18 protein-coding genes and 1 tRNA gene are annotated in these 15653 nt (G+C 65.0%); 9 read left to right on the forward strand and 10 right to left on the reverse strand.

All coding sequences use genetic code 11. The annotated features are described in order from the left end of the window. Position 1: 1 nt before the first annotated feature. On the reverse strand, positions 2-856 hold the full coding sequence (locus tag ACFR99_RS18040; RefSeq protein WP_390290403.1) for a sulfurtransferase: 855 nt from the start codon (positions 854-856) through the stop codon (positions 2-4). Positions 857-1125: 269 nt separating this feature from the next. On the opposite strand from ACFR99_RS18040, the gene ACFR99_RS18045 reads away from it, so the two are divergent. Next, positions 1126-1929 carry a sulfurtransferase gene (locus tag ACFR99_RS18045; protein ID WP_390290406.1) on the forward strand — a complete coding sequence of 268 codons (804 nt, stop codon included), beginning with the start codon at positions 1126-1128 and terminating at the stop codon, positions 1927-1929. 44 nt (positions 1930-1973) lie between these two features. Here the strand turns inward: ACFR99_RS18045 and ACFR99_RS18050 are convergent, their stop codons facing one another. From ACFR99_RS18050 to ACFR99_RS18065, 4 genes are all read right to left on the reverse strand, one after another. Next, positions 1974-2312: a HalOD1 output domain-containing protein gene (locus ACFR99_RS18050; RefSeq protein ID WP_390290409.1), complete on the reverse strand. Its 339-nt coding sequence runs from the start codon at positions 2310-2312 to the stop codon at positions 1974-1976. A gap of 64 nt (positions 2313-2376) precedes the next feature. After that, on the reverse strand, positions 2377-3042 hold the full coding sequence (locus ACFR99_RS18055) for a helix-turn-helix domain-containing protein (RefSeq protein ID WP_390290412.1): 666 nt from the start codon (positions 3040-3042) through the stop codon (positions 2377-2379). Positions 3043-3100: 58 nt separating this feature from the next. Further along, positions 3101-4540 carry a dihydrolipoyl dehydrogenase gene (locus tag ACFR99_RS18060; protein ID WP_390290415.1) on the reverse strand — a complete coding sequence of 480 codons (1440 nt, stop codon included), beginning with the start codon at positions 4538-4540 and terminating at the stop codon, positions 3101-3103. Between the two features lie 81 nt (positions 4541-4621). After that, the gene (locus ACFR99_RS18065) at positions 4622-4843 is read right to left on the reverse strand and encodes a type II toxin-antitoxin system HicB family antitoxin (RefSeq protein WP_390290418.1); all 222 of its coding nucleotides are present in this window, start codon (positions 4841-4843) and stop codon (positions 4622-4624) included. Positions 4844-4965: 122 nt separating this feature from the next. Between ACFR99_RS18065 and ACFR99_RS18070 the strand changes: the two genes are divergently transcribed. Together ACFR99_RS18070 and ACFR99_RS18075 are read left to right on the forward strand one after the other, a co-directional pair. Continuing rightward, on the forward strand, positions 4966-6357 hold the full coding sequence (locus ACFR99_RS18070) for a signal recognition particle protein Srp54 (RefSeq protein ID WP_390290420.1): 1392 nt from the start codon (positions 4966-4968) through the stop codon (positions 6355-6357). A gap of 112 nt (positions 6358-6469) precedes the next feature. Then, a complete protein-coding gene (locus ACFR99_RS18075; RefSeq protein ID WP_390290423.1) occupies positions 6470-7462 on the forward strand; it encodes a hypothetical protein in 993 nt (330 codons plus the stop codon). Between the two features lie 201 nt (positions 7463-7663). Here the strand turns inward: ACFR99_RS18075 and ACFR99_RS18080 are convergent, their stop codons facing one another. Both ACFR99_RS18080 and ACFR99_RS18085 read right to left on the reverse strand, forming a co-directional pair. Continuing rightward, the gene (locus ACFR99_RS18080) at positions 7664-8077 is read right to left on the reverse strand and encodes an RNA-binding domain-containing protein (RefSeq protein WP_390290426.1); all 414 of its coding nucleotides are present in this window, start codon (positions 8075-8077) and stop codon (positions 7664-7666) included. Continuing rightward, on the reverse strand, positions 8074-8655 hold the full coding sequence (locus tag ACFR99_RS18085) for an AAA family ATPase (RefSeq protein ID WP_390290428.1): 582 nt from the start codon (positions 8653-8655) through the stop codon (positions 8074-8076). The genes ACFR99_RS18080 and ACFR99_RS18085 overlap by 4 nt, the downstream gene beginning before the upstream one ends. Before the next feature lie 352 nt (positions 8656-9007). On the opposite strand from ACFR99_RS18085, the gene ACFR99_RS18090 reads away from it, so the two are divergent. From ACFR99_RS18090 to ACFR99_RS18100, 3 genes are all read left to right on the forward strand, one after another. Beyond that, on the forward strand, positions 9008-9364 hold the full coding sequence (locus tag ACFR99_RS18090) for a hypothetical protein (RefSeq protein WP_390290431.1): 357 nt from the start codon (positions 9008-9010) through the stop codon (positions 9362-9364). A 129-nt stretch (positions 9365-9493) separates the two neighbouring features. Then, positions 9494-9568 (forward strand) — tRNA-Arg (locus ACFR99_RS18095). A gap of 157 nt (positions 9569-9725) precedes the next feature. After that, on the forward strand, positions 9726-10391 hold the full coding sequence (locus tag ACFR99_RS18100; RefSeq protein ID WP_390290433.1) for a YIP1 family protein: 666 nt from the start codon (positions 9726-9728) through the stop codon (positions 10389-10391). Here the strand turns inward: ACFR99_RS18100 and ACFR99_RS18105 are convergent. After that, on the reverse strand, positions 10388-11500 hold the full coding sequence (locus ACFR99_RS18105; RefSeq protein ID WP_390290436.1) for a glutamate-cysteine ligase family protein: 1113 nt from the start codon (positions 11498-11500) through the stop codon (positions 10388-10390). The genes ACFR99_RS18100 and ACFR99_RS18105 overlap by 4 nt on opposite strands. Before the next feature lie 309 nt (positions 11501-11809). On the opposite strand from ACFR99_RS18105, the gene ACFR99_RS18110 reads away from it, so the two are divergent. The 3 genes from ACFR99_RS18110 to ACFR99_RS18120 are packed head-to-tail and all read left to right on the forward strand — an operon-like array spanning position 11810 to position 13846. Further along, on the forward strand, positions 11810-12517 hold the full coding sequence (locus ACFR99_RS18110) for an NAD(P)/FAD-dependent oxidoreductase (protein WP_390290439.1): 708 nt from the start codon (positions 11810-11812) through the stop codon (positions 12515-12517). Between the two features lie 55 nt (positions 12518-12572). After that, entirely contained in the window at positions 12573-13193 is a 621-nt protein-coding gene (locus ACFR99_RS18115; protein ID WP_390290442.1) for a VOC family protein, read from the forward strand. Further along, entirely contained in the window at positions 13190-13846 is a 657-nt protein-coding gene (locus ACFR99_RS18120; RefSeq protein WP_390290445.1) for an alpha/beta hydrolase, read from the forward strand. The genes ACFR99_RS18115 and ACFR99_RS18120 overlap by 4 nt, the downstream gene beginning before the upstream one ends. Before the next feature lie 110 nt (positions 13847-13956). Here the strand turns inward: ACFR99_RS18120 and ACFR99_RS18125 are convergent, their stop codons facing one another. Next, a complete protein-coding gene (locus tag ACFR99_RS18125) occupies positions 13957-14373 on the reverse strand; it encodes a universal stress protein (protein WP_390290448.1) in 417 nt (138 codons plus the stop codon). A gap of 121 nt (positions 14374-14494) precedes the next feature. Further along, entirely contained in the window at positions 14495-15589 is a 1095-nt protein-coding gene (locus ACFR99_RS18130) for an aminopeptidase (RefSeq protein ID WP_390290451.1), read from the reverse strand. Positions 15590-15653: the final 64 nt, after the last annotated feature.

Consider the following 15653-nt stretch of genomic DNA (forward strand, 5'->3'; position numbering starts at 1 on the left):
GTTATTCGCCCTTCTCGATCGGCGCGCTGACGAGGTTGCCCCACTCGGTCCAGGAGCCGTCGTAGTTGACGGCGTCGTATCCGAGCAGTTCGTGCAGCGCGAACCACGCGACCGACGAGCGCTCGCCGATGCGGCAGTAGGCGACGGTCGTCTCGTCGCCGCTGATGTCCTCCTCGGCGTAGAGTTCTTCGAGCTCCTCACGGGTCTTGAAGGTGCCGTCGTCGTTGGTGACGGCGGCCCACGAGATGTTCTTCGCGCCGGGGATGTGGCCGCCACGCTGGGCGGTCTCCTGGAGTCCTGGCGGGGCCAGCACTTCGCCGGAGTACTCCTCGGGCGAGCGGACGTCGACGAGGGGGACGCCGCGCTCGATCGCCTTCTCGACATCGTCGCGGTAGGCGCGAATGGTCTCGCGCGGGCCGGCGGCGTCGTACTCGGTTTCGGAGAAGTCGGGTTCTTCGTCGGTGGTCGGGTAGTCGTTCTCGAGCCAGTATTCACGGCCGCCGTCGAGCAGATAGACGTCGTCGTGGCCGTAGTACTTGAACTGCCAGTAGGCGTAGGCGGCGAACCAGTTGGAGTTGTCGCCGTAGAGGACGACCGTGTCGTCCTCGCTGATGCCGTGGCTGCCAAGCAGTTCCTCGAAGTCTGCCTTCTCGAGGATGTCTCGCTGCGTCTGATCCTGGAGCTGGGTTTCCCAGTTGAACCCGATCGCGCCGGGGGCGTGTTCTTCCTCGTAGGCTTCCGTGTCGACGTCGACTTCGACCAGTCGGTGGTCGGAGTCGTCGTCCTGGAAGTCGTCGAGGCGCTCCTCGACCCAGTCAGCCGTGACGAGTACGTCGTTGGCGTAGTCGTTTGCCATACACGGGACTACAACAGCGATACACAAAGGAACTGCCTAACCGGTCAATTCGGACACCGGTCGACCGTGGCGGAAATACTTGCCGTAGCGATCGTCGGGGCCGGTCGGGCCGTGGCTGTATTCGGCGGATTCGAGGCGCACTCGAGCATCCGCGAGCGGTGTCGATCGACCGGCCCGCAGAAAAGGGGAGAATGTTGCCTCTGTCTCGGTACCAGCGAATCGCCGTCATACCGGTGCGTACACGGATCTGCGTCACGTATGGGCGGCTAATGGACGACTCCGTTATCGTGTCCCCCGACTGGCTCGCAGCGCACCTGGACGATCCGACCGTTCGCATCGTCGACGTCAGAGACGCCTGGGAGTACGACGGGATCGGACACCTGCCCGGCGCAGTGAACATCCCGTTCGATAGCTATCGCGACGAAAGCGACGTGGACCGGGGTACCTTACCCGGTGCCGAAGCCTTCGCCGCCCTGCTCGGCGACGCGGGCATCGACCCCGACGACACGATCGTCGCCTACGACGACACCCACGGCGTCTTCGCCGCCCGCTTCGTGCTCACTGCCATCGAATACGGCCACGACGACGTGCGCCTGCTCGACGGCGACTACAGCGCCTGGAACCGCGAGTACGAGACGACCAGCGAGACGCCCGAAATCGAGCCGACCGACTACGAGCCCGACCCACTTGAACCGGAGGAAAGCCCGCTGGTCGGCTACGACGCCGTCGCGGACGCCCTCGAGCATGATGCCCTCTTCGTCGATACGCGCGAGCGCGACGAGTTCGAGGAGGCGCGCCTCCCGGGTGCCGTTCGCTTCGACTGGCGCGAAGTCGTCGACGAGGAGTCCCGGCGGCTGAAGCCCGAGGCCAACCTCGAGGAACTGCTCGCCGACCGCGGGATCACGCCCGACCGCGAGATCGTCCTCTACTGTAACACCGCGCGGCGGATCAGCCACACCTACGTCGTCTTGCAGGCGTTGGGCTACGAGGACGTTCACTTCTACGAGGGGAGTCTCACGGAGTGGCTCGACAACGACGGTGAGGTCGAAAGCGGGCCGGTCTCGGCCGAGTAACCGATCGGCTCGATCGCCGTCCGCCCGCGTCAGTCGTTCGTCTGCTACTCGGCGACGTCGCCGGCCGGCCGCTCGAGTCGCTCGAGACAGACCTGTCGGCTCTCGGTGACCGTGACCTCGTACCCGTGGTAAAAGAACGTCACCCGTTTGGGTCCGGCCGTTCCGGAGCCGTCGGCCGCGAAGAGCGCGTCGAGCGCGTCGGGATCGACGACGGTATACAGCGGCTCGAGAACCGGCGTCCCCTCGGTGGCGTCGGCGGTCGGTACCGGCTCGGCGTCCGACGCGGCAGCGATCGCCATCACGACGCCCGTGCTGATCGGTTCGCCGCTCGAGAGTTCGTACCGCCCGGCCGTGTCGGTGCTTCGCTGCTCGCTCGTTTCCATTGGCAGGACGTACTCGGGGCGGACTGGTGAGTCACTGTCTTACCTATGTAATTCACTTATATGCTCACTCGCCAGTCTGTGAGTTCCGGGCGATGGTTCCCTCGATGAGGTTCCGATACCCGCGTCTGAGCCGGGACGAGAACGCCTGCCGGGTGATTCCGAGTTGTTCGGCGAGGGCTTTCAGATCTGTCTCGCGCGTGTCGCTGTAGTACCCCTGGTCGTAGGCTAGCAACAGCGCCTCGCGCTGTTCAGCCGTGAGACCGTACTCGGCCCCAGTCGTCATTTCGGAGAGCCGGTTGAGCCGACTGAGCGTCACCTCGATGCCGTGGTCCTCACAGTACCGTTTGAACGCCGAGAAGCGATCGACACTGCCAGCGCGGAGTTCGAACAGCCAGCCCGTTCTGGTGCCGGTCGCGGAGACGACCGTGACGCCGGTCTCCGCGATCGCCCGCATGATCCCCATGTACTCCGGCTTCCACTCGGCTCGAAACAGCCCCCGATCGCCCAGATCCTCCATGAGCACCGCCGAGCGCAGCTCCGGCAGTCCCTCGAAGACCTGCAGGATCGATTCCAGCTCCCGATCCGGGTCCTGTACCCAGAAGTACGGCATGACCGTGTCGCCGCTCGGGACGACGCGGTCGAGGTCCAGCGTCACGTCGGGCCTGTCCTCGAAGACCCGACCGAGGGGGAAGTCAGTCGGCGCGAGGGTAAACTCGGCGATCGAGGTCATAGCGGCACTTGACTCTCTCGGCTGTTAAGCCTCACCCGCCCGCGTCCGTAAGGGGCTGCTACCCGTCGCTCACGTCCCGCCAGTCCGGAGCCGTCGAGTACTCCGCGTCCGAGAGTTCGTCGAACGCCGCGTACACGACTTCGTTCAGCGCGGGATGGACGTGGATCGGCTCCGCGACGTCGTCGACGGTGCCGCCGCCGTCCATCGCGACGACCACCTCGTGAAGCAGCGTCGACGCCTGCGGGCCGACGATGTGACAGCCCAGGATCTCGTCGTTCGGTCCCGCGATCGCCTTCACGAAGCCGTCGTCGGCCTCGAGGATCATCCCCAGCGGTGCGGCCCCGTACGGGACGGTGACGGCCTCGTACTCGCGACCCTCGGCCGCGAGATCGGCTTCCGTCCGGCCCACGCTGGCGACCCGCGGATCGGTAAAGACCGCGTGGGGCATCGCCTCGTAGTCGACGGCTCGCTGGCTCTCCTCGAGGACGTTTTCCGTGACGACACGGGTTTCGTAATCGGCAGCGTGCTTGAACGGCGGCGCGCCGACCGCGTCGCCCAGCGCCCAGATCCCGTCCGCGGTCGTCTTCAGGAACTCGTCGGTCTCGACAGCGCCCGTCTCGTCGGTCTCGACTCCCGTCGTCTCGAGGTCGAGCGTGTCGGTGTTCGGTCGGCGGCCGGTCGCGAGCAGGAGGTCGTCGCCCCTGAGTTCGACGGGATCAGCGTCGCGCTCGTCGTCCGTCGGTTCGGCGGTCACGGTGACGCCGCCGTCGCCCTCGGCGACTGCGGCCGCTTCGTAGCCCGTATACACGTCGCAGTGGGTTGCGAGCGAGTCGGTCACGACGGTACTGACGGCGTCGTCTTCGCGGGGGACGAGTCGATCGCTCCGGCCGACGATCGACACGTCGGTCCCGAGCGCGCCGAAGACGTAGCCCAGTTCGGCCCCGATGTAGCCGCCGCCGACGATCACCAGCTCGTCGGGCTGTTCGTCGAGGAAGAGCACGTCGTCGCTCGTACGGTAGTCGACGTTCTCGAGGCCGTCGATCGGCGGCTCCATTGGTCGGCCGCCGACGGCAATAATGACGGTTTCGCCGTGGATGCGCTCCGGTTCCCTCGTCTCGTCGCTCGGATCGATCTCGATCGTGCGATCGTCGACGAACCGACCCTCGCCGCGGTAGAGGGTGACGTGGTCGTCGGCTCGCAGGCCTGCAGCCTTCTTTTCTGCCTTCTCGTAGACCGTGTCGTGGATCGCGGCCGTGATCTCGCCGTAGTCGATATCCGTTACCTGCGCGCCGATGCCGAACGCCTCGGCAGTTCGGACGGCCTCGATCACGTCTGCCCGGTGGATGAGCGCCTTCGAGGGGACACAGCCGCGTGTGATACACGCGCCCCCGAGCGGGCCGGGTTCGACGACGGCCGACTCGAGGCCCTGATCGGCCGCTGCGGTGGCGACCTGGCTGCCCGAGCCGCCGCCGAGGACGACGATGTCGTATGTCTCCATACCGGCCCTGACCACGGACGGCTGCCTAAAACGGGCGCCTGCTATTCACATGCCGCTACTGGCTCCACCGATTGGAGCGGCTTACAGCCAGTCGTCGCCCGGATCGTCCGCGGTCGCTTCCGTGTACGACTCGACCGCCGCCGCGAGGTTGGCGATGGCTTCCTCGGGCGTCTGTCCCTGGCTCGAGACGCCGGTCACCTCGTCGTCGGCGATGTGGAGGCCGTGCTCGTTTTGGCGCATGGTCACGTCCGCGTCCGCGAGCGCCTCGTACTCGGAGGGGTCTACGTCTGCGTCGGAACTCATATGCGAACGTTGTCGCGGTCGCATGAAATACTCACCGACGCCGTCCGAACCGCCGTCGTGGCCGATCCGTCCGATCGGCTGTAGAAAAAGCCTTTAACGCCATCGCCCCGTAGACGGAGCAAATGGTACTCGACGATCTCGGGAGTTCTCTGCGGGGCACCTTGGACAAGCTCCGCGGGAAGTCGCGACTCAGCGAGGAAGACATCGAGGAGATCGTCAAGGAGATCCAGCGATCGCTGCTCTCCGCCGACGTCGACGTCTCGCTCGTGATGGAGCTGTCGGACAACATCAAAGAACGCGCACTCGAGGAAGAACCCCCCGCCGGCACCCCCGCGCGGGACTTCGTCCTCCGCATCGTCTACGAGGAGCTGGTCGATCTCATCGGCGAATCGACCGAGTTGCCCCTCGAGGAACAGACGATCCTGCTGGCGGGGCTACAGGGCTCTGGTAAAACGACCTCCGCCGCGAAGATGGCTTGGTGGTTCTCGACGAAGGGACTCCGTCCCGCCGTCATCCAGACCGACACCTTCCGGCCCGGTGCCTACCAGCAGGCCAAGGAGATGACCGAGCGCGCGGAGGTCGACTTCTACGGCAACCCCGACGCCGACGATCCGGTCGAAATTGCCCGGAAAGGCCTGGAAGAGACCAGCGAGGCCGACGTCCACATCGTGGACACGGCGGGTCGCCACGCCCTCGAGGACGATCTGATCGACGAGATCGAGGACATCGAGGACGTCGTCGAGCCAGACACCTCTTTGCTCGTCTTGGACGCCGCGATCGGGCAGGGTGCGAAGGATCAGTCCCAGCAGTTCGACGAGTCGATCGGCATCGACGGCGTCGTCATCACGAAACTCGACGGGACGGCGAAAGGTGGCGGTGCGCTGACGGCTGTCGACCAGACCGACTCCTCGATCGCCTTCCTCGGGACTGGCGAGGAGGTTCAGGACATCGAGCGCTTCGAGCCCGACGGCTTCATCTCGCGGCTGCTTGGGATGGGCGATCTCAGCCAGCTCGCCGAGCGCGTCGAGCGCGCGATGGAGCAGACCGAGATCGAGGAAGACGACTGGGACCCCGAGGACATGTTGCAGGGGCAGTTCACCCTGAACGACATGCAAAAGCAGATGGAGGCGATGAACAACATGGGTCCCCTCGATCAGGTGCTGGATATGATCCCCGGCTTCGGTGGCGGGATCAAAGACCAGTTGCCCGACGACGCGATGGACGTCACCCAGGAGCGCATGCGCACCTTCAGCGTGATCATGGACTCGATGACCGAGGCCGAAAAGGAATACCCCAAGGCCATCGGCGCGAGCCAGATCGAACGCATCGCCCGCGGCTCGGGCACCAGCGAGGAGCAGGTCCGGGAACTGCTCCAGCAGTACAAGATGATGGAGAAGACCATCAAGCAGTTCCAGGGCATGGGCTCCGACAAGGAGATGCAGCGCATGATGCAACAGATGCAACAGCAAGGCGGCGGTGGCGGTGGTGGCATGGGTGGCATGGGCCCGTTCTGATCGTTTTCCGTTCTCTGCGGCCACTACCGACGGCTGTCTCGAGACCGATATCGTAACGTACCAGTTCTGTTGCACTACGTTAATATCACTCTAGACGAACCGTCCTGTAGAAATGAACCGTCGGCAGTATCTCGCCCGCACCGGCGCAGCCGGTGTGAGCACAGGACTCATCGCGTCGCTTGCAGGCTGTCTCGATGGTCTTCCCGGGTCGTCGGAGGGAAGCGACGTCGAGGTCAGCGATCGCACGGGCCAGCGCGCGCTCGACCGCGCTGCGGGCAGACTGAACAAGGCCGCACAGTCACTGAACGACCTCGAGGGCCTCGAGAACCCCGAGGAGGTCGAGTTCGATCCGACCGAGCCGCGAGCCCACCTCGACGCGGCTCGCGAGCACCTCGAGACGGCCGAGACCGAACTGGGCGACGACCGGGCCGCCGACGTGGAGACGCTTCGCTCGTATGCGGACGCGCTCGACGGCCTCCTGTCGGTGACCGTCACCGTCACCGACGAGACGATCGCCGACGACATCGACGCCGTCAACGCGGCACTCGAGGAGGAAGGCGACCTCGAGAAGGCAAACGGGATCGTCGATGCCCGCTACACGAAAATCAGTGACGCGAGCCACCGTCACACGCAGGTGGACGCGACGATTACGGAAATCGACGATGAGCGACTCGCCGATCTCGCCGGGATCGAGCTCGCCGACCTCGAGGACGGCGCGGCCACCCTCGGTGATGTGGTAACGTCGCTGGAGACACTCGCTGGGGCCTACGACATGACGATCGACGACGACGAGGGCTACGGCGCGCTCGAGCACGGGCAGTCACACGTCGACGACGGCGAGTACGAGGCCGCACAGGACGAGTTCGAAACCGCCGAAACGACGTTTGCGACATCGCTGAGCCAACTCGAAGACGGGCGCGCGGAGGCTCCGGAGGGGCTCGCCGACTACTTCGAGACGGCAATCTGTCAGAATCGCCATCTCACCGAGGCGGCCGCGGCGTTCGCGGACGGGGCAGCAGCCGCAGCCGACGGCGATCCAGCTGCCAGAACCTACCAGTCTAAGGGTGAAACCGAACTCGAGGCGGTTCGGAACTGTACCGACTAGTCGGACGAGCCGGTCGTCGCCGAATCGATCGCGTCCGGGAGGGCGGTGACGACGTCCTCGATCGCGATCTCTGTGACGAGTGGCGCTTCATTCGTTTGCTGACACTGTGGGGTCGACGCCTCTGGTACGGTCCCCAGTCAGTCCTCGTGCATCCACGACCCGCCACGCGGGTGCGCCGGTAACCAGTTGCAGGGGACCGTATTACGCATCGACCGGCCGGCCGTCCTCGGTCGGCGGGGCGATGTGGTCGATGTACTCCTCGAGGCTCGGCTCGTCGACCCGGACCCGAACGGCGATCTCGCCGAGTTCGTCGGGCTCGCCGACCGAGAAATTGACGCGGTCCTCGAAGGCAGCCTGCTTTTTCAGCGCGAAGCTGAAGGTATCGCCGTCGCGATTCGAAAAGAACTCGCCGCGGGCGGTGTCGAGGATCTCCTGGCGGTGGAGCAGCTCAGAGAAGTGATCCATCGCGTGGGCCTCGGCTCTGACCTCGCCGAACTCCTCCTCGATGTCGGCGTTCGGGAAGATGTTTGCCACGGCATCGATCACGCGACTCGTCACCTCGGTGTCGTAGACCGGTGCCGTCACCTCGACGTCGACGCGGTAGATCTCGCTCATGGGTCGGCTTCGGCCTCCGCACGTTTCTCGTCGTCGGTCCCGCGGATGAGCGACCGAATTCGGTCGTGGAACGCCTCGAGCGAGTCGGTGTTCTCGACGACGACGTCGGCCCGCTCCATCGCGTCGTCCATCCCGAAGCCGCGCTCGCGCTCGTCGCGGGCAGCCAGATCCTCGCCGCCCTCGGCGGCGCTTGCGTCCCGTCCGCGGTCGTCGATCCGCTCGGCCCGCACCTCGAAGGGGGCTTCGATGCTGACCAGCGTGAACGCATCGCCGAACTCGTCTTCGAAGACGTCGACCTCGACATCCGAGCGGATGCCGTCGACCAGCACCGTCTCGTGGGTCTCGAGGCGGTCTTCGATCATCGGCAGCGACCGCTCGGCGATCGCTGCCGGGCCGTTTTCCTCGCGCAGCGCCTGTGCGACCGTCCCGTGGTCTTTCGCGGGATCGAGCCCGCGGTCAGCCGTCTCCTGGCGGACGACGTCGCCCATCGTCACCACCGGGATTCCGTCTTCGCGTGCGACGGTGGCGGCCTCGCCCTTGCCGCTGCCGGGCAGTCCCACCGTTCCGATGACGTGCATCGAGGGAACGTACCGGCGAGACGTGCATAAACGCTGTGTTCGCCGCTCGCATCGATCGCGGCCCTTGACTGCCGTCCACCGGGTCGCTGCAACGGTTTTATTCCCGATTTTACTGCCTTGCAACTCGGGTCGATGTGGCTCTCGAGCGGCGTCTGGTCGGATCCAGTTCCGCTCGAGTCGAGGTGACTTATGCGTCCGTTATCGATCGATTTCTCACGTGGAAACGACTCGTTCGACTGTCGCATTTCGCTCAATCGTCCGAATTCTGCATAATTCGAGCAAACCCCGATTGATCGCTGAAACGGAGATACGCCGTTATGTGGCTGTCCGGAACAGAGACAGGTGCCGTATCATGACAGACAAGCTCATCGACAGGCGTCGATTCACAGCTGGCGTCGGCACTGGACTGGCCGCTGCAGTGGCGGGTTGTATGGACAGCGGTGAATCCAGTGACGAAACGTCGGGCGACGAGTCGAGCGGAACGAGCGATGGATCCGACGAGTCCAGTGGCTTCGGTGCCGACGAACCCGAGGACAACGAGTCCGACGGCGGTGGACTCGGGAACGAATCCGACGACGGACTGGACAACGAGTCCGACGACGAGCTGGGCACCGAGTCCGATGACGGGGATGCCGACTCGAGCAACGAGTCAGACGCTGACTCTGCCACCGAAAACGAGAGCGACGACGAGTCCGAGGTCGAGTTCTGACGCCGGGCAGTGACATCGGCGATGCGCTCGTAACCTGCTTCTCTTTTCGGACGATTCGCCGGCTCGCGTCGGGTACTGGCCGCCGGAATCCCAATTGCTTATACTGTTCCATCGTGGATGCTGACTCGAGGGCACGTAGCTCAGTCCGGAAAGAGCGTCGGACTTCTAATCCGACGGTCGTGGGTTCAAATCCCATCGTGCCCGCTTGCTGTCGCGAACACTTCGTGAGCGACAGCAGAACATTGAGATGGGATTTGAATTAGACGGCGGCGAGCGTAGCGAGCCGACGGCGTCGTTCAAATCCCATCGTGCCCGGCCCTCGAGCACAAACCCTCAAGAGTCGAGCAACCAATACGACCGTATGGGTGGCCGCCTGCGGAAACTCCTCGTCGATCCGGCGGCGTTTTTCGACGCCGAAGCGCCCGCGCTTTCACAGTCGGTCGGCGTGCTCATCGCGACCGGCGCGGCGTGTCTGGGAGTGATTCCGCCGGTGCTCTCCTTGCTCGAGTCGCCGGTGATCCCCGACGAGGTCGTCTTCGATGCGTTTCCACCGATCCAGTATGTCACAGCCGACTGGGCGGTGTCCATCCCCGGGATCGTCGGCGTGCTGCTCGCGGCGGTGCTTGCGGTACCCTTGGTCGCCTGGATCGCGTTCGCGGCGCTGTTTTACCTGCTCTCGTGGCCGATCGCGACCGAATCTGGGTTTGACCGCACGACCAGTCTCGTCGCCTGGGGGTTCGTTCCCCAACTTCTCGCGAGCGGCGTCACACTCGTCGCGCTGTTCGTCGCCTTTCCGTCGACCCCGACCGAAATCTGGCGAATCGGGGTCACGATCCCGGCGCGGATCTACGCGTCGCCGCCCGGATTTGATCCGCCGTTCGCGGCGACGACCGTCGTCGGTGTGGGCTGTACGCTCTGGTCGGGGTATCTGTGGGCCCACGCCGTCGCTGCGGCTCGCGGGCTGACGCTTCGCCAGGGACTCGCCGTCGTTGCCGTGCCGACGCTCCTCGTTCTCGGCCCGGTTTAGGAAACGCGAACGCGGCGGCGCTCGAGGTCGGCCTCGAGCCGATCGGCGGCTCGGAGCCGCAGGTTCCGTGCCTGCCCCTCGGTGAGCCGCGAGTCGGGCATGCGGTCGGCGAGGGGGTTGTACGCCGACGGCGTGAACCCGAGTCCGCGCAGATAGCGTCGGACCCCCGTGCCGTCGAGTCCATCGTAGATCGCCGCGTCGGTGACCGACTCGACGCGGTCGAACGCGGGAAGGGCAAGCGGGTCGCCGGCCCCTCTCGAGTCGACGGCTGTGTCCGAATCGGTGGTCGCCGCTGAGCCGGCGACGACCGTCCCGTTGGCGTCTGCTTGCGAGACGATCGATCGGACTGCTTCTGCGAGTTGTAGCACCTGACTCGGCAGGGCTGTGTCGGGCGAGCGCCACTCGACCGTGGGCATCGCGGATCGCAGTCGAACCGGGTTCCAGACCGCGTCGTACGGGCTGAATTCGGCTTCGAAGGTGGTTCGATCGACGCCGCGCTCGAGCGCGCGTTCCCGGAACGAGTCGTAGGCGTCCGCGAGTCGCTGCTCCCACTCGGCGACGCTGTCGACGTAGGGCCAGAGCTGGCCCTGTTCGGGGCAGGTCTCGTAGCACGAACGACGGTAGAGGAACGGTCGGGCACACTCGAGGATGCGTTCGCCGCGATAGTGTGCAGCGCTGTTGACGAGCGCGAAGGCCGGGTCGATCGCGGTCAGGGTATTGAGCTGGTCGACGACGTTCGACTGTTCGAAGTGGACGTGTGTCCCGGCACAGAAACGGGCATCGTCGAACGTCGGCCCGACGATCCGCCGCTGGAGGTCGGTACTGTCCTTCTCGCGGTAGGGGATGTCGGCGGGTGAGGCGGACAGCGGTGTCGCCAGCGGGACGAGCCGCTTGTGCTGGTCGTGTGCCGCGTCGACGACGCGTCCGATCCGGCCGAGTAGCTCCTCGCGGAGCTCGGCTATCGACTCACACGGGGTTGTCTTGATCTCGAGCATCGGCTCGACGAACTCGGGATCGACCTGCTCCGAGACGTCGAGCAGTGTGTCGGGTGGGACGAGTTCGCCGTCATCGTCAACGACCCAGTACTCCACTTCGAGGCTGGTTTTCATAGATGTCTCCGTTGGTGTATCGTGAATGGCCCTCGAGCAAGCTGTCACCGGGCCATCACTGGCGAACGGCCGTCGGTGATCGACGGTCCGCGCCGAAGGCACGGCAGCTGAGCCGTCCGCCGGTCGTTCTCCTGTGGGATGTGACGGTATGCACGAGCTACGCGAAGGGGTTGAGCCTGCATGGGCAAGCTATGTATTTTGTTACCAGCACTCATGTAGCAATTCTCTAGGGCTACTAACACCGGTGTCACGTGGTTGCTCCAGGGTTGCTGCTGGGTTGATATCCCTGCGGTAACATTGTGTAACTACATGAGCGACGAAACGACTGCGGACGATGTCTCGGTGATTGTTGTCGGCGGCGGCCCTGCCGGACTGAGTGCGGCGCTGTTCACCGCGAAAAACGGCCTCGAGACGACGGTGTTCGACACCGACGAGACGTGGATGCACAAGGCCCACCTCTTCAACTACCTCGGGATCGGCTCGGTCGGCGGCAGCGAGTTCATGGCGACGGCCCGCCAGCAGGTGGACGACTTTGGCGTCGACCGCCGACAGGACGAGGAAGTGACTGCCGTCACCGAGTCCGGTGACGGCTTCCTCGTCGAGACCAGCGTTGCGTCGGAGACGCAACGAGCAGACGGCGATCGCGCGGAGCTTCGCTCCGCGGACCATTCGAGCGGGCAGCGCCCGCGAAAAGAAGCCGTCGACGCCGCTGGCGAGTACGACGCCGACTTCGTCGTGCTCGCGACCGGCGCGAACCGAGAGCTCGCCGACGACCTCGGCTGTACGTTTGCCGACGATGACACCGTCGACGTTGGCGTCGAGATGGAGACGAGCGTCGAGGGCGTCTACGCGACCGGCGCGATGGTCCGCCCCGAGGAGTGGCAGGCCGCCATCGCCGTCGGTGACGGCGCCGCCGCAGCACTCAACATCCTTTCGACTGTAAAAGGCGAACACTACCACGACTTCGACGTGCCCGACGACGCCACGCGCGTCTTCGGCGAGCACGTCGCGGAGTAATCGCGCCGACAACCGACTCGAACGGCCCAATCCCACTCACACGACCCGATCCCATATGTCCCACGACGCACCCACTCCAGTCACGCACGAACTGCCCGACAGCCCCGTCCACACGACGGGAACCGACCACATCACCATCTGGGGATCCAACGAGGAGGACACGATCGAGTTCTACCAGGACTTGCTTGGCATGCCGCTGGTACTCCGCCAGCCGAACCTCGACGATCCCTCCCAGACCCACCTGTTCTTCGATACGGGTGATGGCCGCATCCTGACCTTCTTCGTCAACGACGACCGCCCGTCCGCCCGCGGCCAGCGTGCCGGCGTCGGCGCCGTCCACCACCTCTGTTTCAGCATCGACCCCGACGAGTACGAGGACACAATGGACGCACTCGAGGACGCCGGCCACAGCTACAACGTCTTCGACCGGGGCATCTTCCACTCGATCTACACCCGCGACAACAACGGCCTCGTGATCGAACTCTCGACGGACAAGTACGAGATCCCCGACGATCGCCGGGGAGAAGTGCTAGCGAAAGCCCAGGAACTCCGCGAGGAAGATGGGGCCGAGTACGCCAAAGACGAGCACCTCCGTGGTGCGATCGAGGCTGTCGGGCTCGAGGTCGTCGAACACGACCTGCCCGACGCCAGCGCCGGCGTCGGTGGCCTCGAATGAGCGGCGACGGGCGCGTCGACGGCCCCCATCAGGGCCAGCAACTCGCTACCAGTGGGACCGATCTCGAGGACGCCGAGGCGGCACTCGTACTCACCCACGGCCGCGGTGCGACCGCTCGTGGAATGCTCCAGTTGGCTGACGAGGTCTATCAGGACGGCGTCGCCGCCCTCGCCCCACAGGCGGCCCGTCGGACCTGGTACCCGAACTCGTTTCTCGCGCCCGTCGAGCGAAACGAGCCGGGCCGCAGTTCGGGCCTGCAGGCGATCAGCGACGCGATCGACGCGGCGAACGACGCCGGTATCCCGACCGAGCGAGTCATGCTGATCGGCTTCTCGCAGGGGGCCTGTCTTGCCAGCGAATACCTCGCGCGCAACCCCCGCCGATACGGCGGATTGGCCGCGCTCAGTGGAGGACTCATCGGCGAACAGCTGGACGACGAGTATCCCGGCGATCTCGAGGGAACGCCGGTCTTTTTGGGCTGTAGCGACGTCGACCCCCACATCCCCGAAGAGCGCGTCCACGAGACGGCGGCCGTCCTCGAGTCGATGAACGCCGACGTGACGAAACGCCTCTACGAGGGGATGGGCCACGGCATCAACGAGGACGAACTGGGCGTCGTCTCGGGGATGGTTGCGGCCCTCACCGACGATTGATACGGTTTGCTGTCACGATTTACCGGTGCAACTGCAGGGCAGTCGCGGTTGCACCGGCACTGACTGACAGTAGACCGTATGATTGGGGCTGCCTCGAGACCTGCGTCAGATCACCGGAAGACGGTCACCGGGACGGGCGCACGACGGACGATCTTCTCCGCGACGCTGCCGAGCAGGACCCGCGAGAGCCCGGACCGGCCGTGGCTACCGATGATGATGTGGTCGACGTCGTTTTCTTCCGCGAAGCGGACGACCTCGCGTGCGGGCTTGCCAACGGCGGTTTCGGTCCGAAAGTCGATGTCGGGATCGCTGACGATCTCTTTGATCTCCTCGGGGAGTTCCTTGGAGACTTCCTCTTCGCGGTCTCGAAGCATTTCCTGTGCGGCCATGATTCCGGCACCCGTCGAGCCGTCGGCCGCTTCGACGACGCGTAGCAGGACGATCTCCTCGTCGGGATACGTGGTGAACGCGTGTTCGACTGCCTTCTGTGCGGGTGCGGAGCCGTCGTACGCGACGAGTATTGCCATACCTGTGATCGGCGTTTCAGAGGTATAAAGCCGCCCGATGGCGACCGATCGGCTTCGCGGCACGATTCTCTCGTGAAACCGCTTCGATGAAACTCCCTCGAGAACGGAATGTGTCGCGTTGTTACTCTTCGAAGCCGTCCTCAAACCGGAACGTCCCGTCGCGCTGGACGACTTCGCCGTCGACCTCGATGAACGAATCGTCGCTCATGTCGACGATCATGTCGACGTGGACCGCCGAATCGTTTTGCTCGTTGTCCTCGCCGACGGTGTCGTCGTAGGCCCGGCCGACGGCCATGTGGACGGTGTCGCCCATCTTCTCGTCGAAGAGCATGTTGTACGTGAACTGGTCGATGTCGCGGTTCATCCCAATGCCGAGCTCGCCCAGCCGGCGTGCACCGTCGTCGGTATTGAGGACCTCCGTCAGGACGTCCTCGTTTTTCGCCGCCGAGTGGGAGACGACCTCGCCACCCTCGAACTCGAGGTAGACGTCCGTGATCTCGCGGCCCTGATGGTACAGCGGCATGTCGAACAGGACCTCGCCCTCGACGCTGTCGGGCTGTGGTGCAGTAAAGACCTCGCCGCCGGGGAGGTTGTGTTCGCCGTGATCGTTCAGCGTCGGATTGCCGTCGACGGACATCGTCACGTCGGTCGTGTCGCCGCTGACGATGCGAACCTCGTCGGCGGGGTCCATGATCTCGACCATGTGCTCCTGGTGTTCGCGCTGGGCCTCCCAGTCTTTGTTGACGGCATCCCAGACGAAGTTCTCGTAGCCTTCGGTGCTCATCTCCGCGAGCTGGGCGTTGGCGGGCGCGGGGAACTGCGTGAGACACCAGCGTTTCGAGAGGCGTTCGTTCAGGATGGGGCGGTGGGCCTGCTGATAGGCCGCGCTGATCTCGGGGTCGACGTCGCTGGTCTGGGTGACGTTGTCGCTGGCCCGGATCGCGATGTAGACGTCGCTGTGCTCGACGAGCGCGCGTTCGTGCTCGGGCGTCTCGAACTCGCCGTCGGACGCCCGCAGGAAGGCCCGCTGGCTGCGCTTGCCCGTTCGCTGACTCGTGGTCACGGGGTTTGCCCCCTGATCGCCGATCACTTCGTGGAGTGCGACGACTAGGTCCTCGGCGACCGGGTGGGCGTCGATGATGACGTTGTCGCCCTCCTCCAGATCGACCGAGTGGTTGGCGATGATCTCGGCGTGTTCCCGAATGCGTGGATCCATGCTCCGGTATTGGGAGGGGAAGGAAAAAACGGTTCGTGATGCGGAGAGTCGCCTCGTTTCATAC

It is taken from the genome of Haloarchaeobius amylolyticus (genome assembly GCF_042678045.1).
GTDB classification, from domain to species: Archaea; Halobacteriota; Halobacteria; order Halobacteriales; family Natrialbaceae; genus Natrinema; species Natrinema amylolyticus_A.